At 67.8% G+C, this 15,574-nt stretch carries 14 protein-coding genes; 6 read left to right on the top strand and 8 right to left on the bottom strand.

Annotated features, from left to right (window positions below; translation table 11 throughout):
- Positions 1-64: 64 nt before the first annotated feature.
- Entirely contained in the window at positions 65-2,689 is a 2,625-nt protein-coding gene (locus tag DK368_RS02095; RefSeq protein ID WP_114391876.1) for a penicillin-binding protein 1A, read from the top strand.
- 205 nt (positions 2,690-2,894) lie between these two features.
- Positions 2,895-3,563, top strand: a complete 669-nt coding sequence (locus tag DK368_RS02090; protein ID WP_114391875.1) for an OmpW/AlkL family protein — start codon at positions 2,895-2,897, stop codon at positions 3,561-3,563.
- 131 nt (positions 3,564-3,694) lie between these two features.
- Here DK368_RS02090 and DK368_RS02085 read toward each other — a convergent pair whose 3' ends face one another.
- The 3 genes from DK368_RS02085 to DK368_RS02075 form a co-directional block, all read right to left on the bottom strand.
- Positions 3,695-4,267 carry a hypothetical protein gene (locus tag DK368_RS02085; protein WP_114391874.1) on the bottom strand — a complete coding sequence of 191 codons (573 nt, stop codon included), beginning with the start codon at positions 4,265-4,267 and terminating at the stop codon, positions 3,695-3,697.
- Between the two features lie 140 nt (positions 4,268-4,407).
- On the bottom strand, positions 4,408-4,623 hold the full coding sequence (locus tag DK368_RS02080) for a hypothetical protein (RefSeq protein WP_114391873.1): 216 nt from the start codon (positions 4,621-4,623) through the stop codon (positions 4,408-4,410).
- Between the two features lie 28 nt (positions 4,624-4,651).
- On the bottom strand, positions 4,652-6,337 hold the full coding sequence (locus tag DK368_RS02075; protein ID WP_114391872.1) for a methyl-accepting chemotaxis protein: 1,686 nt from the start codon (positions 6,335-6,337) through the stop codon (positions 4,652-4,654).
- 690 nt (positions 6,338-7,027) lie between these two features.
- On the opposite strand from DK368_RS02075, the gene DK368_RS02070 reads away from it, so the two are divergent.
- Together DK368_RS02070 and prfB are read left to right on the top strand one after the other, a co-directional pair.
- Entirely contained in the window at positions 7,028-7,498 is a 471-nt protein-coding gene (locus DK368_RS02070) for a helix-turn-helix domain-containing protein (RefSeq protein ID WP_114391871.1), read from the top strand.
- A 142-nt stretch (positions 7,499-7,640) separates the two neighbouring features.
- Positions 7,641-8,763 (top strand): peptide chain release factor 2 gene (gene prfB / locus DK368_RS02065; RefSeq protein ID WP_114391870.1). Its coding sequence is split into 2 segments (ribosomal slippage): positions 7,641-7,709 and positions 7,711-8,763, totalling 1,122 coding nucleotides; the frame shifts between segments, so codons are not numbered across the junction.
- Between the two features lie 156 nt (positions 8,764-8,919).
- On the opposite strand, the gene DK368_RS02060 is transcribed toward prfB, so the two are convergent.
- On the bottom strand, positions 8,920-10,758 hold the full coding sequence (locus tag DK368_RS02060; RefSeq protein ID WP_114391869.1) for a DUF885 domain-containing protein: 1,839 nt from the start codon (positions 10,756-10,758) through the stop codon (positions 8,920-8,922).
- 174 nt (positions 10,759-10,932) lie between these two features.
- Here DK368_RS02060 and DK368_RS02055 point away from each other — a divergent pair, with 174 nt between their 5' ends.
- Positions 10,933-11,475 carry a peptidoglycan-binding domain-containing protein gene (locus tag DK368_RS02055; protein ID WP_162305821.1) on the top strand — a complete coding sequence of 181 codons (543 nt, stop codon included), beginning with the start codon at positions 10,933-10,935 and terminating at the stop codon, positions 11,473-11,475.
- Between the two features lie 61 nt (positions 11,476-11,536).
- Here the strand turns inward: DK368_RS02055 and DK368_RS02050 are convergent, their stop codons facing one another.
- A complete protein-coding gene (locus DK368_RS02050) occupies positions 11,537-11,977 on the bottom strand; it encodes a hypothetical protein (RefSeq protein ID WP_155524439.1) in 441 nt (146 codons plus the stop codon).
- Positions 11,978-12,210: 233 nt separating this feature from the next.
- Here DK368_RS02050 and DK368_RS02045 point away from each other — a divergent pair, with 233 nt between their 5' ends.
- Positions 12,211-13,203, top strand: a complete 993-nt coding sequence (locus tag DK368_RS02045) for a chymotrypsin family serine protease (RefSeq protein WP_114391866.1) — start codon at positions 12,211-12,213, stop codon at positions 13,201-13,203.
- A gap of 161 nt (positions 13,204-13,364) precedes the next feature.
- Here the strand turns inward: DK368_RS02045 and DK368_RS21200 are convergent, their stop codons facing one another.
- The 3 genes from DK368_RS21200 to DK368_RS02035 all read right to left on the bottom strand — a co-directional run bounded on the left by DK368_RS21200 (position 13,365) and on the right by DK368_RS02035 (position 15,559).
- Positions 13,365-13,607: a hypothetical protein gene (locus DK368_RS21200; RefSeq protein ID WP_155524438.1), complete on the bottom strand. Its 243-nt coding sequence runs from the start codon at positions 13,605-13,607 to the stop codon at positions 13,365-13,367.
- Positions 13,608-14,047: 440 nt separating this feature from the next.
- Complete coding sequence (locus tag DK368_RS02040; protein WP_114392087.1) at positions 14,048-14,884, bottom strand: ferritin-like domain-containing protein; 837 nt, start codon at positions 14,882-14,884, stop codon at positions 14,048-14,050.
- Between the two features lie 471 nt (positions 14,885-15,355).
- Positions 15,356-15,559, bottom strand: a complete 204-nt coding sequence (locus tag DK368_RS02035) for a hypothetical protein (protein WP_114391865.1) — start codon at positions 15,557-15,559, stop codon at positions 15,356-15,358.
- Positions 15,560-15,574 lie beyond the last annotated feature (15 nt).

Here is a 15,574-nt window from a genome sequence, read left to right as displayed (position 1 = left end):
GGGATTTTCATACCCGGCGCTGCCGGGGGCGTGCGCGCAGGCGGAAAACAGGCGGGTTTTGACGATGAAGCGTATTGTCGTGGGTGTGGTCGCCCTGCTGGCGGTCCTGGCCGGTCTCGGGGCCGGTGCCATCGGATTCGCCATCTGGCGCTATGGGCGTGACCTGCCGGAGTACCGGCAGCTGGCGGATTACCGTCCGCCCGTCGCCACCCGCGTCCATGCCGGCGACGGTCGGCTGGTGGCGGAATTCGCCAGCGAGCGCCGCGTCTTCGTGCCGATCGAGGCGATCCCCAAGCGCGTCTCCCGTGCCTTCATCTCGGCCGAGGACCAGAATTTCTACGACCATGGCGGCGTCGACTGGTTCGCCGTGCTGCGCGCCGCGGTGCAGAATCTCAAGAATATCGGCCAGGATCGCCGTCCCATCGGTGCCAGCACCATCACCCAGCAGATCACCCGCCATTTCCTGCTGACCAATGATGTCAGCTATGTGCGCAAGCTGAAGGAGGCCATGCTGGCCTCGCGCATCGAACAGGCCATGTCCAAGGACCAGATCCTGGAGATCTATCTCAATGAGATCTATCTGGGGAACCGGGCCTATGGTGTCGGCGCCGCGGCGCTGAACTATTTCGACAAGGCGCTGGACGAGTTGACCATTGCCGAGGCTGCCTTCCTGGCCAGCCTGCCCAAGGCGCCCGACCGTTATTTCCGCGAGCGCTTCCGCGACGCGGCGGCGGCGCGGCGCAACTATGTCATCGGCCGCATGCGCGAGGATGGCTTCATCACCGCCGAGGAGGCGGAGCAGGCGGCGCGGGAGCCGATCAATTTCCGTGACGGCCGCGGCGCCGACACCATCGAGGCCGATTACTTCGTCGAGGAGGTCCGGCGCGAGCTGGCCGGCGTCTATGGCGAACAGGCGCTCTATGGTGGCGGCCTGTCGGTGCGCACCACGCTGAACCCGCAGATCCAGACTTACGCCACCCATGCCCTGCGCAGCGGGCTCATGGCCTATGACCGGCGCGACGGCTGGCGCGGTCCGGTGGCCCATCTCGATACGGTCGACGGCTGGAAGGAGCAATTGGCCGGCATCCGCACGCCGCCGGGCGGTGAGGCCTGGACGCTGGCCGCCGTGCTGGAGCTGACGGCGGAGGAGGCCCGCATCGGCTTCGCCGACGGCGGACGGGGCATCCTGCCCCTGTCCGAACTGAAATGGGCGCGCAAGGCCAAGGACGGGCGCATCGTCGGCCCGATGGTGCAGAAGCCGGCCGACGCCCTGTCGATGGGCGATGTGGTCATGGTGGAGCCGCTGTCGGAGAAGGCATCGGACAAGGCGCCGGACGCCCGGGGCGCCGATGGCAAGGCTGCGGAGGGCAAGGCGGCCCGCGTCACCTATGCCCTGCGCCAGATTCCGGCGGTGCAGGGTGCCCTGGTGGCCATGGACCCGCATACGGGCCGTGTCCTGGCCATGAGCGGTGGTTTCAGCGCCCGGATGAGCGTGTTCAACCGTGCCACCCAGGCCATGCGCCAGCCGGGCTCCGCCTTCAAGCCGTTCGTCTATCTTACGGCGCTGGACCAGGGCTTCACCCCCAGCTCCCTGGTGCTGGATGCACCCTTCGCCATGGACCAGGGGCCGGGCTTGGGCAAATGGCGTCCGTCGAACTACAGCGAGCGCTTCTATGGGCCGACGCCGCTGCGCGTCGGCATCGAGAAGTCGCGCAACGTCATGACCGTGCGTCTGGCCCAGTATATCGGCATGGAGCCGATCGTGGAGACGGCCCGCAAGTTCGGCATCTACGACAATCTGCCGGCGCAGCTGTCGATGTCGCTGGGCGCCGGGGAGACCACGGTTCTGCGCCTGACCACGGCCTACAGCATGCTGGTCAATGGTGGACGCAAGGTCATGCCGACCTTCATCGACCGGGTGCAGGACCGGACCGGCAGGACCATCTACCGCCACGACAACCGGCCCTGTGCCGGGTGCAGCGATCCGCTGTCCCCGCCCGTTGCCGCCGATCCGGCGTCCGCCGCGGTGCCCGCGACCCCGGCGGTCATGGCTCCGGCGACCGCTCCCGTGACGACTCCCGCCATGGCCGCACCCGCCGCGGCGCCGGTCGATCCGGCCCAGGTGCCGCTTCTGCCGGACAACCGGCCGCAGATCGCCGACCCGCGCACGGTCTATCAGATCGTGTCCATGCTGGAGGGCGTGGTCCAGCGCGGCACCGGCACGCGGCTGAAGGAGATCGGCAAGCCCCTGGCCGGCAAGACCGGCACCACCAACGACGCCATGGATGCCTGGTTCGTCGGTTTCTCCCCCGACCTGGCCGTGGGCATCTTTGTCGGCTACGATCAGCCGCGGTCGCTGGGCGACCATGAGAGCGGCTCCAGCGTGGCCGTGCCGATCGCCAAGGATTTCCTGGCCGCGGCGCTGGCCAACGCCCCGGCCACCCCCTTCCGTGTGCCGCCGGGACTGCGCATGGTCCGCGTTGATCCGGAAACCGGTCGTCTGGCCGGTGCCGGTGAGCGCAACGCCATCTGGGAGGCCTTCATCCCCGGGACCGAGCCGCGCGGCAATGAAGGCGTGCTGGACGGCGGCGACCAGGGGGCCGCCATCGTTCCCGCCGAAGGCGAAGGGGCGCCCGGTGAGGCGGCGCCGCCGGCCAATGTCGGCACCGGAACCGGCGGGGTCTATTGATCCGTCAGTCCGGTGGTCGCCTAACTGTTGCTAAGATGGCACGGTGCAGCCGAACAGATCAGTGGCCGCGCCGTGCAAATCTCCAATTGATCCAAATCAGGGCAGCACCCCAGTGCGGCCCTTAAAAGCTCTCCTTGTCAAAGACAACCACAAGTGCGCAGCGCACCTGATTATTCGGCGAGCGCACGATAAAGGAGAGCAAGTCATGAGAGGTTTCGCTGGCTTTGCCGCCATGTCCTGCGCCGCCGTGGCGCTGCTGGCCGCCGCGCCGCAGGCTCATGCCGAGAAGGCCAAGGGCGACCTGATCGTGCGCAGCCGCGCCGTGCTGGTGACCCCGGACGAGGATGTGAACCTGTCCGTCGGTGGCGCCAAGATCGCCGGCAAGGGCCATGTCAGCGACCAGGTGATCCCCGAGCTGGACTTCAGCTACTTCTTCACCGACAACATCGCCGCCGAGCTGATCCTGGGCACCACCCAGCATGAAGTCAGCGTCACCGGCACGCCGGTCGGCGATGCCGATCTGGGCAGCGTCTGGCTGCTGCCGCCGACCCTGACCCTGCAGTACCACTTCGCTCCGAAGTCGGCCTTCAGCCCCTATGTCGGCGCCGGCATCAACTACACCATTTTCTATGGTGACAAAGAGAGCAAGAACATTAAGGGCGTCGATGTCTCCTACGACAACAGCTTCGGCTGGGCCCTGCAGGCCGGTGTCGATTACTTCATCACCGACCGTCTGCTCCTGAACTTCGACGTCAAGAAGATCTTCCTGAACACCGACGTCAAGGTGAAGGGTCTGGCCGGTATTCCGCTGGTGAAGGGCGATGCGGACATCGATCCGTGGCTGATCGGCGTCGGCATCGGCTACCGCTTCTGATCGCCGGCCGCGGGTCACCGCGGTCCGGATACAGGAACCGGATACAGGAAAGGGTGCGCTCCTACCGGAGCGCACCCTTTTTCTTTTTGAATTACGTGGTGTGCATCCCGTAGATCCCGGCGGCGCTCCCGTCAGTCCAGCAGCCAGCGCGTCATCTGCGGAAAGGGCGGCAGGCCGTTGTTCTGGAGCAGGGCAAAGGGGCCGGCGACGCCGGTCATGCCGGCTTGGGCCAGGGACGGAAGACCGAAATGGGTTCCGCTCTCGATCCAGCGCTGCATGGGGTGGGTGCCCTCATAATCGGTGTGCTTGTAGGCGCCGGGGAAGAAGATGCAGGCCGGCGGCACGCCGATGGCCAGGGCCGCGGCATAGGACCAGGCCTGGGCCATGCCCTCGCTGTTCAGCTGGATCTGGCGCAGGACCGGATCATCCGGTACCCCCATCTCCGCCGTGATGGCGGCGGTGGTGCTCTGTTGCAGATCGGTGCCCAGCTGCGGCCAGAAGCGCCGGGGCACGATGGCGATGTGACCCGCCTCGTGCAGCACGTCGCCTGAACCGACCAGGGTATCCGGGTCCACATGCAGGATTCCGGCATGGATATTGACCCCCGGCAGGAAGCCGCCCGCTGCTCCCGGCCCGATCTCCACCGCGAGGCCGATGTCACGCAGGAAGGCGATGATCGGGGGCAGGGCCTCCGGGTAATACATCCGAGTCGTCCTATCGGGGTGACCGCCATCGCGATCATCCCGTAAGAGGCAGTGTCCTGGCAAGGGCGTGCGTGCCCGGCTGCCATGTCCGCGTCCCGCCTGCGTTCCGGCGGCGGCCGGAACGCGGACGGGAGCGGCGCCTAGCGCAACGGGCGCGGCTTGCGCACAGAGAAGGGCCGGGCCTCGCCTGTCGGCGCGCCCTGGGACTGGGGGCGGGCCGACTGGTGGGCCAGGTCACGGCGGGTGGCGCCGTCGGCACAGTCGAACCAGGCCAGGCGGGCTACCCGTTCGGCCAGGGTCAATTGCCGGGCGGGCCGCTTGGGGCCAGCGTCGGGGGGAAGCGCTTTCCCGGTCATGGCTGTGCCGTCTGCTGGACGTCTGTGCTCAACTGGCTTTAACACCCGTAATGAAGGTTTCGACCGACTGCCGCAGCCGCACGGCCCGGCTTGCCAGGTCTCGGGATGCGGTCAGCACCTGCACGGCACCGGAGGCGGAGCTGGCGGCCCCGCCCTGGACGCCGCCGATGGCCCTGACCACCTCCTCGGTGCCGATGGCCGCTTCGGTGGCGTTGCGGCTGATCTCGCCGGTGGCGGCTGTCTGCTCTTCCACCGCCGAGGCGACCGATGTCGCCATCTCGTTCAGCCGGTAGATGACGTCGGTCACGCGGGTGATGGCATCGACCGTGTGCTGGATGGTGTCCTGCATGCCGGCGATCTGGCCGCGGATATCATCGGTGGCGCGGGCCGTCTGGTTGGCCAGGGTCTTGACCTCGCTGGCGACCACGGCGAAGCCCTTGCCGGCCTCGCCGGCCCGGGCCGCCTCGATGGTGGCGTTCAGGGCCAGCAGATTGGTCTGGCCGGCGATGCTCTCGATCAGGGCGATGACGTCGTTGATGCGCTTGCCGGCCTCGTCCAGCTGGCGGATGCGGGTCTGTGCCGCCGTGGCCTCTTCCGTGGCGCGGCTGGCCATGTCGCGTGACGTGCTCATCTGCCGCGCCACCTCCTGGATGGAGCTGGACATCTCCTCGGTCGCGGACGCCACGGTCTGGACACTGGCCGAGGCCTGACGGGTGGAACTGGCCACCACGCCGGACTGCTGCGACACCTGCTCGGCGGCCGAGGACAGGCTCTGGGCCGTGGCCTCCAGCTCGGTGGCGGCGGAGGTCACCACCTGCAGGATCTCGCTCACCTCGCCATCGAAGCGGGAGATCATGGCGGTGACGGTGCGGGTCCGTTCTTCCTTGATCTGCTGTTCCTGGCGCCGGGCCTCGGCCATCCGTTCGCGCTCAAGGGCATTCTGCTTGAACACCTGCATGGTCTCGGCGATGGCCCCGATCTCGTCGCGGCGGCCGACGCCGAAGACCTCCACCGTCAGATCCCCGTCGGCCAGCCGGCGCAGACAGGCGACCACCGCATTCAGCGGGGCGATAATGCCCTGACGGGCCACGGCCAGGCCGATGCCCAGGCCGAGCGCGATGCCGCCCAGGGCAATGATGATCAGGACCGTCTCGGTCCGCTGGGCCATGCTGGCCACATCGGCGGCGATCCGGTCCTCCTGCGCGTTGATATGGTTGACATAATCCAGAACCGCCTTCTCGAAGGCGGCCAGGGCCTCGCTGCTGGTCTGGATGGCGGTCAGGATGGACGCGCGCTTTTCCGCGTCCGTGCCCGAGCCGCCGGCGGCTCCCAGCGTCTGCGTCAGGCTGTTGGCATAGCGGCGATAGGCGGCCTCTGTCGCCTCCAGCAGCGGGGTGCTGGCCGGGGTCTTGGTCTTTGCCAGTTCAGCCAGATAGGTCTCGATCTCCTGCCGCTGTTTGGCCGTTGTGGCCGTGATGCTGGCCACCGCCGCCGGATTCCCGACCAGCCGCTGTTCCTCGCGGCTCAATTCCACCGCCAGCCGGCGGATGCGGGCGCCGAAGAGCACATCCTTGGACGCCATGTGGATGTGGGTGCTGGAGGTGCTGACCTCCGACAGGCTCCAGATGCCGATACCGGCGATCACGCCGGCGGTCAGAGCCAGAAAGGCGACAACTGCCAGAATCTTTGTGCTGATCCGGATATTGTTTAGCATGAAAGCTATCCTATTCCTGCCCCGCCCCGCACGATGCCCCCAATGCCTCGATCCTCGTTCCTGACCGGCTGTGCCAGCCCCCAACAGGCAAAGGCACTCCCATCCCGCGGCGGAGACCGGGCAGGAGAAGGGAGCGATTTCGGATTTTGGCGCGCGAGCGGCCGGTGCCCACGGTAGGATGACCGATGGGTCTCTGCGAGGAGGGGTGGCACGCAGATGCACGCAAAAAGAGAAGTCGGTGCAGCGACACAACGCCGCTGTCCGCTTGGACCAACTTCCACCTCACCCGCGTCATGCGACGAGAGGTGGTGAGATTTCTTAGGATTTTATGATCACGCTGGCTTCTGCGGCCATGCTGGTTTCAGCCACTCCAGTCGATGGCGGTCACGTCATGCGAAAGGGGGAGGCCCCATTCACCTGTCGTTCCGTACATCATTGCCCCCGTCAACCGGACGTAACCCAGGGAAGGTTTGCCCCCTTCCCATCGTGCTGAAGAACGATGTCGATGAAAATCAAGCTATTAAACGAAAAACCGACTGTCAACGATAAATCGGTAGATTTCACCCCTGTGCTTTACGACTTTTTCGGCATTTCAGCATATCCCAGTAACCAATGGCGGTTTTCTGGGGCCGAGATTGTCAGAAAATCGGAAGTTCCGGTACTGCACCGCCATAGGGGCGGGAGGTGCTCATGAATCCGATCGCACACAGGCTGTCGCTGGTGCGCCGGCAGTTCGGTCTCAACAGCCGGGCCCGGATGGCAGCAAAGCTCGGTCTGCCAACCTCGACCTACGCTGCCTATGAAGGGGAGGATGGCCCGCCGAAGCTCGACTGGCTGCAGCTTCTGCTGGGCTGGGGGGTCAACATCAACTGGCTGCTGTCGGGGCGTGGCCCGATGCTGGTCGAGACGGAGCAGCGGTCGACTCCCCCGCCGGCCAAGCCCGTCGTTTCCCCCGGCCTCGACGAGATCCTGTTGGCCGCCATGATCCGGACGGTCGAACGCAAGGAGCAGGAAAGCGGCCGTGCTTTCGGCCCCGTGGAGAAGGGCAGCATGGTGGCGCGGCTCTATGCCGTGGCCCATGGTGCCGCCGAGCGCGAACTGTCCATGCATGTGGATGGGTTTGTCGATGGGCGTCTCGATGGCGGTATGCCCCTGGATTGATATCGTCCCGGCGGAGGCCCCGGTGCAAAGAGTCTTGGCGTTCCGGCCCGCGGCCGCTACATAACGGGTTCGTCCTTGACGAATCCGTTACGTTCCGTCGAGTCCGTGAAACCGACTCACCCTTGATCGACAGGAGACCGCCATGCGGGCCGAGATCCAAGCGGTGGCCGAGGCTGTTGAACAGTCCTTGGCCCTGCTGAGGAGGCATCTTTGACTGGGAGAAATCCCTGTTCCGCCTCGATGAACTGAATGCGCTGACCGAAGACCCCAATCTCTGGAACGATCCCGAGCGGGCGCAGAAGCTGCTGCGGGAGAAGAACCAGCTCGACAGCGCGCTGACCGGCACCCGCCAGGTCGAGCAGGAGCTGCGCGACACGCTGGAACTGGTGGAAATGGCCGAGGCCGAGGGGGACGAAAGCCTCATCGACGACGCCCAGACCACGCTGGCCGCGCTGCGCGAGCGGGCGGCGAAGATGGAGCTGGAGAGCCTGCTCTCCGGTGAAGCCGATCCCAACGACTGCTTCCTGGAAGTCAATGCCGGCGCCGGCGGCACCGAGGCCCAGGACTGGGCCCTGATCCTGCTGCGCATGTACACGCGCTGGGCCGAGCAGCACGGCTACAAGGTCGATCTGCTGGACGAGACCAACGGCGAAGAGGCCGGCATCAAGTCCGCGACCATCCAGGTCAAGGGCCACAATGCCTATGGCTGGCTGAAGACGGAGTCGGGCGTGCACCGCCTGGTGCGCATCAGCCCCTTCGACAGCCAGGCGCGGCGTCACACCAGCTTCGCCTCCGTCGCCGTCACCCCGGTGATCGACGACAAGATCGTGGTGGAGATCAACGAGAAGGACGTGAAGGTCGATACCTTCCGTGCTTCGGGTGCCGGCGGTCAGCACGTCAACAAGACGGATTCGGCGGTCCGCTTCACCCACATCCCCACCGGCATCGTCGTGTCCTGCCAGCAGGAGCGCAGCCAGCACAAGAACCGGGCCAAGGCCTGGGACATGCTGCGCGCCCGCATCTATGAGATGGAGCTGCGCAAGCGCGAGGAGGCGGCCAGCGCCCTGGAGGCCACCAAGACCGACATCGGCTGGGGCCACCAGATCCGTTCCTACGTGCTGCAGCCCTATCAGATGGTGAAGGACCTGCGCACCGGGGTGGAGACCAGCAACAGCGGCGGCGTGCTGGACGGCGACCTGGACCAGTTCCTCCAGGCCGCTCTGGCCCACCGCATCAAGGGCCAGGGGGACGAGGCCGCGGCCTGATCTCCTGCCGACCGTAATGAGGCCCGCAGCCACGCTGCGGGCCTTTTTCATGGCGCCACGGATCTTCATGGCGCCGCCCTCCGCACAGGCGGAGCCCCCCGGGGCCAAGCCGATGCGGCTGACGCTGGTGCCGGGGGGCTGAACCGCCTCGGGGGGTCACGCCCCCCGCTTCACGTCGTCGATCCAGGCCAGGACCAGTTCCTCCAGCACCGGCAGGATCACCGAGCCGTTGGTCAGCACCACCTCGTGGAAGCCGCGCAGGTCGAATTTCGGCCCCAGCTCCCGCCGGGCCGTCTCGCGCAGGTCCAGGATCTTGTTCATGCCGATCTTGTAGCCCAGCGCCTGGCCGGGCCAGACGAAGTAGCGCTCGATCTCGTTCTCGTTGTCGGCCAGGCTGTTGGCCGTGTTCTCGGCCATCCAGGCGATGGCCTGCTCGCGCGTCCATTTCTTGTGGTGGATGCCGGTGTCCACCACCAGCCGCCCGGCGCGGAACAGCTCCGAGGCGATGCGGCCGGCCTCCGACCAGGGCTCCTTGTAGAAGCCGAAATCCTTGGCCATGCGCTCGGAATACATGGCCCAGCCCTCGCCATAGGCCACGTCGAAGCCGAAGCGGCGGAAGGTGGGCAGGCCCTCCATCTCCTGGGCGATGGCCACCTGCATGTGGTGACCGGGGATGGCTTCGTGGAAGCACAGCGATTGCAGGTCGTGCCGCGTCTGCACCGACATGTCGGACAGGTTGGCATAGAACACGCCGGGACGCTTCCCGTCGGGGCTGGACTGCTCGTAGAAGGCGCTGGGGGTGGCGTTCTCGCGGAAGGCCTCCACCGGCTTCACCACAATGTCGGCCTTGGGCTTGGTGATGAAGAATTCGTCCAGCCGCGCCTTCATCTCGTCGATATAGGCTGTCGCGGTGGCCAGATACTCCTTGCGCCCGGCCTCGCTGTCGGGGAAACGCAGGTCCGGCGAGGTGCGGATATGGTCGAAGAACTGGCGCACCGTGCCGGTGAAGCCCAGCACCGTCATGACCGCCTGCATCTCCCCGTGCAGCCGTTGGGTTTCCTTCAGCCCCAGCTCATGGATGGCCTCCGGCTCCAGCTCCAGCGAGGTGACGGAGAAGATGCGGTCCTTGTAATAGGCAGCACCGTCCGGCAGGGCCCAGGCGCCGTCGCTGCGGCTCTGGCGCGTCTGCATGGCCTCGATGGCGGCGATGAAGTGGCGGTAGGCCGGTGCCAGCTTCTCCGTCAGCGCCCGGTTGCCGGCGGCGATCAGCGCGCCCTTGTCGGCCAGCGGGATCTCCAGCGCCGCCACCTTCTCCTTCAGGTCGGCCAGGATCGGGCTGTCGCTCTTGGCCGCCGACTCGAACGGCACGCCGGTCAGCACGGCGCGGGCGGCGACCAGGATGCGCGGATAGCTGAAGGCCGGCGGCATGATGCCCTTGGCCGCGGCCCGCTGCAGATGCGCCACGGCGGCATCCAGCACCAGCGGCGCGCGCTCCAGCCGGGTGACGTAATCCCGGGCATCGGCGGCGGAGGCGACGGCGTGATAGCCGATCAGGAAGGAGGGAATGTTGGTGTGCGGCCCCTCCAGCTGGCTGACGGCGTACTGGTGGTCGCGCCAGCCATAGGCGCGCACCTGCTCCACCATCTGCACCTCGAACAGGCGGGCACTGACATGCACCGGCCGCGACAGCGACTCTGCCTTGAAGGCGCGGATGCGCTTCAGGTTGTCCTGGGCCAGCCGGTGCCCCTCGGCCAGGAAGGCCTCGTCCGCCACGGTCCAGCTGTCATGCGGGCCGGGCAGGCCCAGCTGGGTCCGCATTTCCGGGCTGCGCGCCAGCGCCTGCTGCCAGGCCTGTTCCAGGAAGGCCAGGACCTTGGCGTCCTCCGCCGTCTGCGCCGGGGCGGCGCCCGCGGCCCGGACCCAGCCCGGCAGCAGAGGGGCGGCGCTGACGGCGAGAAGGCCCGACAGGGCCGTGCGGCGGGTACAGGACGACATCAGGAACTCCGGTCGGCGGATGGGTAAAGTCGCCCCATCCTAGCGGCTGGCGGCGGGGCGCCAAGTCTTGTCCGTGTAACAGGGATGTAACGCTGGCCGCGCTGCCATCCCCTGCCATGCTGTTGCCATGCTCGCGGCGGATGCTTTCCGCCTCATCTCCGGAGACCGATGACGATGACGCGCCTTCTGTTGTCTGCGCCCGCCCTGGCGGGGATCACCGCCGCGTTCCTGCTGTCCGCGCCGGCCGATGCGGCGCAGCGCCGGGCCGATTGCCCGCGCACCGGCCTGACCGAGATGCAGCAGACGGCCATGGTCAAGGCGGTGCAGCAGGAGCTGGCCGTGCTGGGCTTCGATACCGGCCGCCCCGACGGCCGCGCTGGCCGCAACAGCGTCACCGCCATCCGTCACTACCAGTCCCAGGCCGGGCTGCAGGTGGATGGCTGCCCCAGCCCGGCCCTGCTGGACCGGTTGCGTTTCGCCCTGCCCAAGGTCTACAGCCCCCACCGGCCGCAGGAGCCGACGCAGGCGGTGCAGATCCAGGAGGAGCTTCTGCGCCGCGGCTATTGGCCCGGTCCGGCCGACGGCCGCGTCGGACCACGCACGCGCGACGCCATCCGCCAGTTCGAGATCGACTCCAACCGCCCGGTGATCGGCGAGCCCAGCAGCGATGTGCTCGCCGCGCTGAAGACCGGCAGCCGCGCCGCCCGGCGGGATTGATCCGGCGCCGGGACGCCTCCCGTCCCCACCGGATCGCCCTGGCCGCGCCGCGGCTTCGGCGTCACCGGGCCAGCCAGCGGCGCAGGTCGGTCAGGAACGGCGGCTGGGTGCCGGCGTGGCGGACCGCCTCCGGCGTGGCCGCCGGGGAAGCCTGCGGGGGGGCCGGCCGGCTGCCGTGAGGCTGCTCCGACTCCGCAACCAGCCGGCCGATGAAGGCCGGTCCGCCGACGCCCAGGACGAAGGCGTTCACCAGCGTCACCCCCTCGCTGATCCAGCCCAGGCAGCCGGCGATGAAGCAGGCCAACACCAGCCAGACATAGGTCCGTGCCTTGGTCAGTTCGATGTCCGGGGCGGCGCTCTTGTAGATGCGCAGGGCCTCCATGCAGGCGGCACCGGCGATGGCGCCGGTGATGCGCAGACCGGCCCCGGCAACCTCCGCACCGGCCGCCACGCCTGTCGCCATGGTTGCGGCCATGGTTGCCGCGTCAGCTCCACCCGCCATGCTGGCACTCCTGCTCGGATCCTGCCGTTGGTTACTGATCAGTCCTATGGCCGGAATCGATTTTTTCATGGATATGCGATACACGGTCAAATAGATTTTTGTCGTGAAATTCGTTCATGGGGCGTCACGACTTGGGAATGCACTCGCGCAGCGCAGCGGCCGTGACGATTGCCGCAGGGAAAAGGCACGATTCCGAAGGGGGGTGGAAAGGCGGGTCGGATGCTGTCCGGCCGGTGCGGCGTGGCGGTCTGGCCCGCCGCCGCCAGGAGGTGCCCAGCCTGGGCTACCGCCAGGATCTGCTGGGGGCGCGGGCCGAACTGGAGCGCCTGCTGCCGCAATGGCTTCCGCCCACGGCTTCTCGCGGTGCCATGGGCGTGAAACCCGGCCTGTCCTGCCTCAGCCTGTCGATCGGTGTGCCGGCCGGGCGGGGGCGCCCGCGATTCTGCGGCCATTATCCGATTGTGCTGAAAAGCAATGACCTCGACCTCGTGGCCCGGGCGCGGGCGCATTTCGCCCGCGGCTTTGCCGGCATGCCGGTGCATGTCCGCCCCTGGACGCCGCCGGTGCGGCAGGCCCGGATGGGGGCCTGTCTCAGCCATGCCGATGACCGGCAAAGTATCGGCACCTGCGGGTGTTTCCTGCGCGGGGGGGCGGATGGCCGGCTGTACGCCTTGACCGCCTGGCATGTCCTTGCCGGTCCGGGACCGGTTGTCAGCCCGTCCAATGCCCGTGGCGGGTTACTGCGCCGCCCCCAGCCTCTGGGTACGGCCGAGCGCTGGGATGAGGAGCATGACGCCTGCCTGATCGGGCTTGATCCGGCCCTGGCCGCCCAGGTCCGCAACGAATTTCCCCGGCTGCGGCGGCCGCCCAAGCTGATCCGCCGCTGGGCCGATGCGTGGAATGACAGGCCGGCCCCCTGGGATGAGGGCTGGTCGGTGCTGGGTCTGCGCGTGGCCATGGTCGGGGCCGCCAGCCGTTACCGGGTCGGCCATGTCACGGAAACGGAGCAGAGCATCCTGTTCGCCGATGGCTGGCAGGGGCGTGACCTGTTCACCATCCGCTCTGGCGACCGGCGGCCCTTTTCACGGCCGGGTGACTCGGGCAGCCTCGTCTTCGAGCAGAGTGGCCGCCGTCCCGTCGGATTGCTGATCGGCGGCCAGGGGGAGGAGTCGCTCTGCACCGAGTTCAATCACATCCGCAGTATCTTCGACGTCGATCTGGCCTGAGTCCGACCGGATGCGGACGGGTCTGTCCGCTAGGCGGCCCGTCGCCTGGAAGCCCCCGCCGAAGGCTCGCCGCGGCGGGTTGCGGACCGTCGGTCGTGGAGTATCGATCATGTGGGGAGTCAAACGTGGGGCGCCGGTCGTGCGGCGTCAAACGTGCGGCGTCAATACAGCCGGTAGGGGCCGGACTTCTTGATCTCGACCCGCAGTCCGGCCAATGCCGCGCGGATGGCTTCGGCATCACTGCCCGGCCGGACGGTGACCACCACATGCTCCGCACCATCATAACCGCCGATACCGACACCGATCACGCCCGGCATGCGCATGATCTCGTCGCGGCGAGCCTCCAGCAGAGGCTTCCAGGCGACGGACCGCCGCTCTGACCTTATCCGCGACTGTGCCGGCATGGCCTTCTCCAAAAGACGTCAGTCTATGCAGATAACGGGGCGCAAGCAAGGTTGGCGCCATTCCGTTCTATCGGACAGGCGCACTCCCGAACAGCAGTCAAAATGGTTAGGATGACAGAGACACCCACAGTGCCAACGGGCACCGGATCTGGCGTCTGTCCGGTGTTGATCGGCGCTTGTCTTTGGATTTCCTACGGATGGTTGTGCCGCGTCTTTGCTGCTACGAAATCTAGCATCCGTGCTGTGGCTTGCCTACATGGAATAGGGATATTTGCCGATTTATCGGGTCTTTGCGCCGGTTCCACCCGTTTTTTCCTATCGCAGGGCCGGTTGCGACCGCGCTCCCGCCTTCGCAAGCCTGGGTCTATCCGCTCGACAGGTCCGACTCGATCCCAGCGGCCAGTGGCCGGTCGCGTCCGCCTGCTCCGGGAACCGCCGGCTTACGCCACCCCCAGCGGCTCGTACCAGTCGGCGGGGAAGTCGGCGCGGCTGCGGCTGGGTTCATTGAAGGGGCGTTTCAGCACGCCGTTGAACCAGGTGCGCACCAGCTCCTGCCACCAGGATTGCGCGTCGCGGCCGCTGGCGTCGGCGCAGGCCTGGAACCAGCGGCGGCCGGCCGCCACATGGCTGATCTCCTCGTCATGGATGATCTGCAGCGCCTCTGCTGCCGCCGGGTCGCCGGCCCGGTTCAGGCTGTCGATCATGGCCGGCGTCACATCCAGCCCGCGCGCCTCCAGCACCAGGGGCACCACGGCCAGCCGCGCCGGCAGGTCGTGCGCCGTGGCTTCGCTGGCCTGCCACAGCCCGTCATGGGCCGGCAGGTCGCCATAGGAGGCGCCCAGCGCGTTCAGCCGCTGCTCCAGCAGGGCATGGTGCCTGGCCTCGTCGTCGGCCACCTGCACCCAGTCGTCCTGGAAGCCGCGCGGCAGCGCCGTGCCGTCGGGCAGGGTGGGGAAGCGGGCCACGATGTCCCAGGCCAGATCGATGGCGTTCAGTTCGATATGGGCCAGGGCGTGCAGCAGGGCGATGCGCCCGGCCAGGCTCTGGGCCTTGCGCCGTTTCGGCATGTCACGCGGCAGCCGCAGCTCCGGCCGTTCGGGGCGCGCCGGTCGGGCCGGCGGCCGCGCCGTGCCCAACGCCGCGATGCGCCCGTCGCGCCAGGCCGCGGCATAAAGCCGGGTCAGCCGCACCTTTTCAGCGGGCGCAGCCGTGGTCAGCACCGCCAGGGCGGCATCGCACAGGGTCGCGGGCAGGGCGGAGATGGGAGCAGGGGACATGGCCGCCAGATGACGGCGCGGCCCGGGCTCCGTCAAGGGGCTTGCCCATCCCCTTGCCGCTCCCTCCGCGTCCTCCTCCGCTCCCTCCCGCGTCCTCCTCCGCCCCCGCTCCCGCATCCTCCTCCGGCCCGCTCCCGCGTCCTCCTCCGCTCCCTCCGCGTCCTCCTCCGCCCCTCTCCCGCGTCATCCTCCGCGCAGGCGGAGGATCCAGGGGCCACAGGCGCCCCCGTCGGCCGGACCCCCGGTGCCCTCCTGCGGACAGGCCCGCTGCCGGTTCCGGCCCTGACCACCAAGCACACGGACGGCCCGCGCGGACAACACGGATGCCTCCGCACCACGGATGCCTCAGCATCCATGCCGCAGCCTGTTCCCTGTCCGTCGGTGTTCGCGCGAGGCATTCTCGATGATCGCCCCCGGTGTCGCCCGCGTTTCCGCGACGCACATCCGCCAGGGGCCGCCGGTGGGAGCGTCTTACTCGCCCTGTTGCAGGTACCAGCTGGCCGGCATCTTCGGCGTGTAATAGACGCCGGACTCCATCTTGGCCCGCTCGCGCTGGTCGGCCACATAGTCCAGCACCGGCAACGACCAGGCGGCGCCCAGCATGCTGACCCAGATCAGCAGGGTGATCAGCTTGTCCTTCAAGGACGGCAGCGGCGGCAGCGTCAGCGTGGTCATGGCCCATCCCCTTGG

Source organism: Oleisolibacter albus (assembly GCF_003336875.1).
GTDB classification, from domain to species: Bacteria; Pseudomonadota; Alphaproteobacteria; order Azospirillales; family Azospirillaceae; genus Niveispirillum; species Niveispirillum album.
Note: the sequence above shows the minus strand (reverse complement) of the source record. Positions and strands in the feature narration are given on the sequence as shown.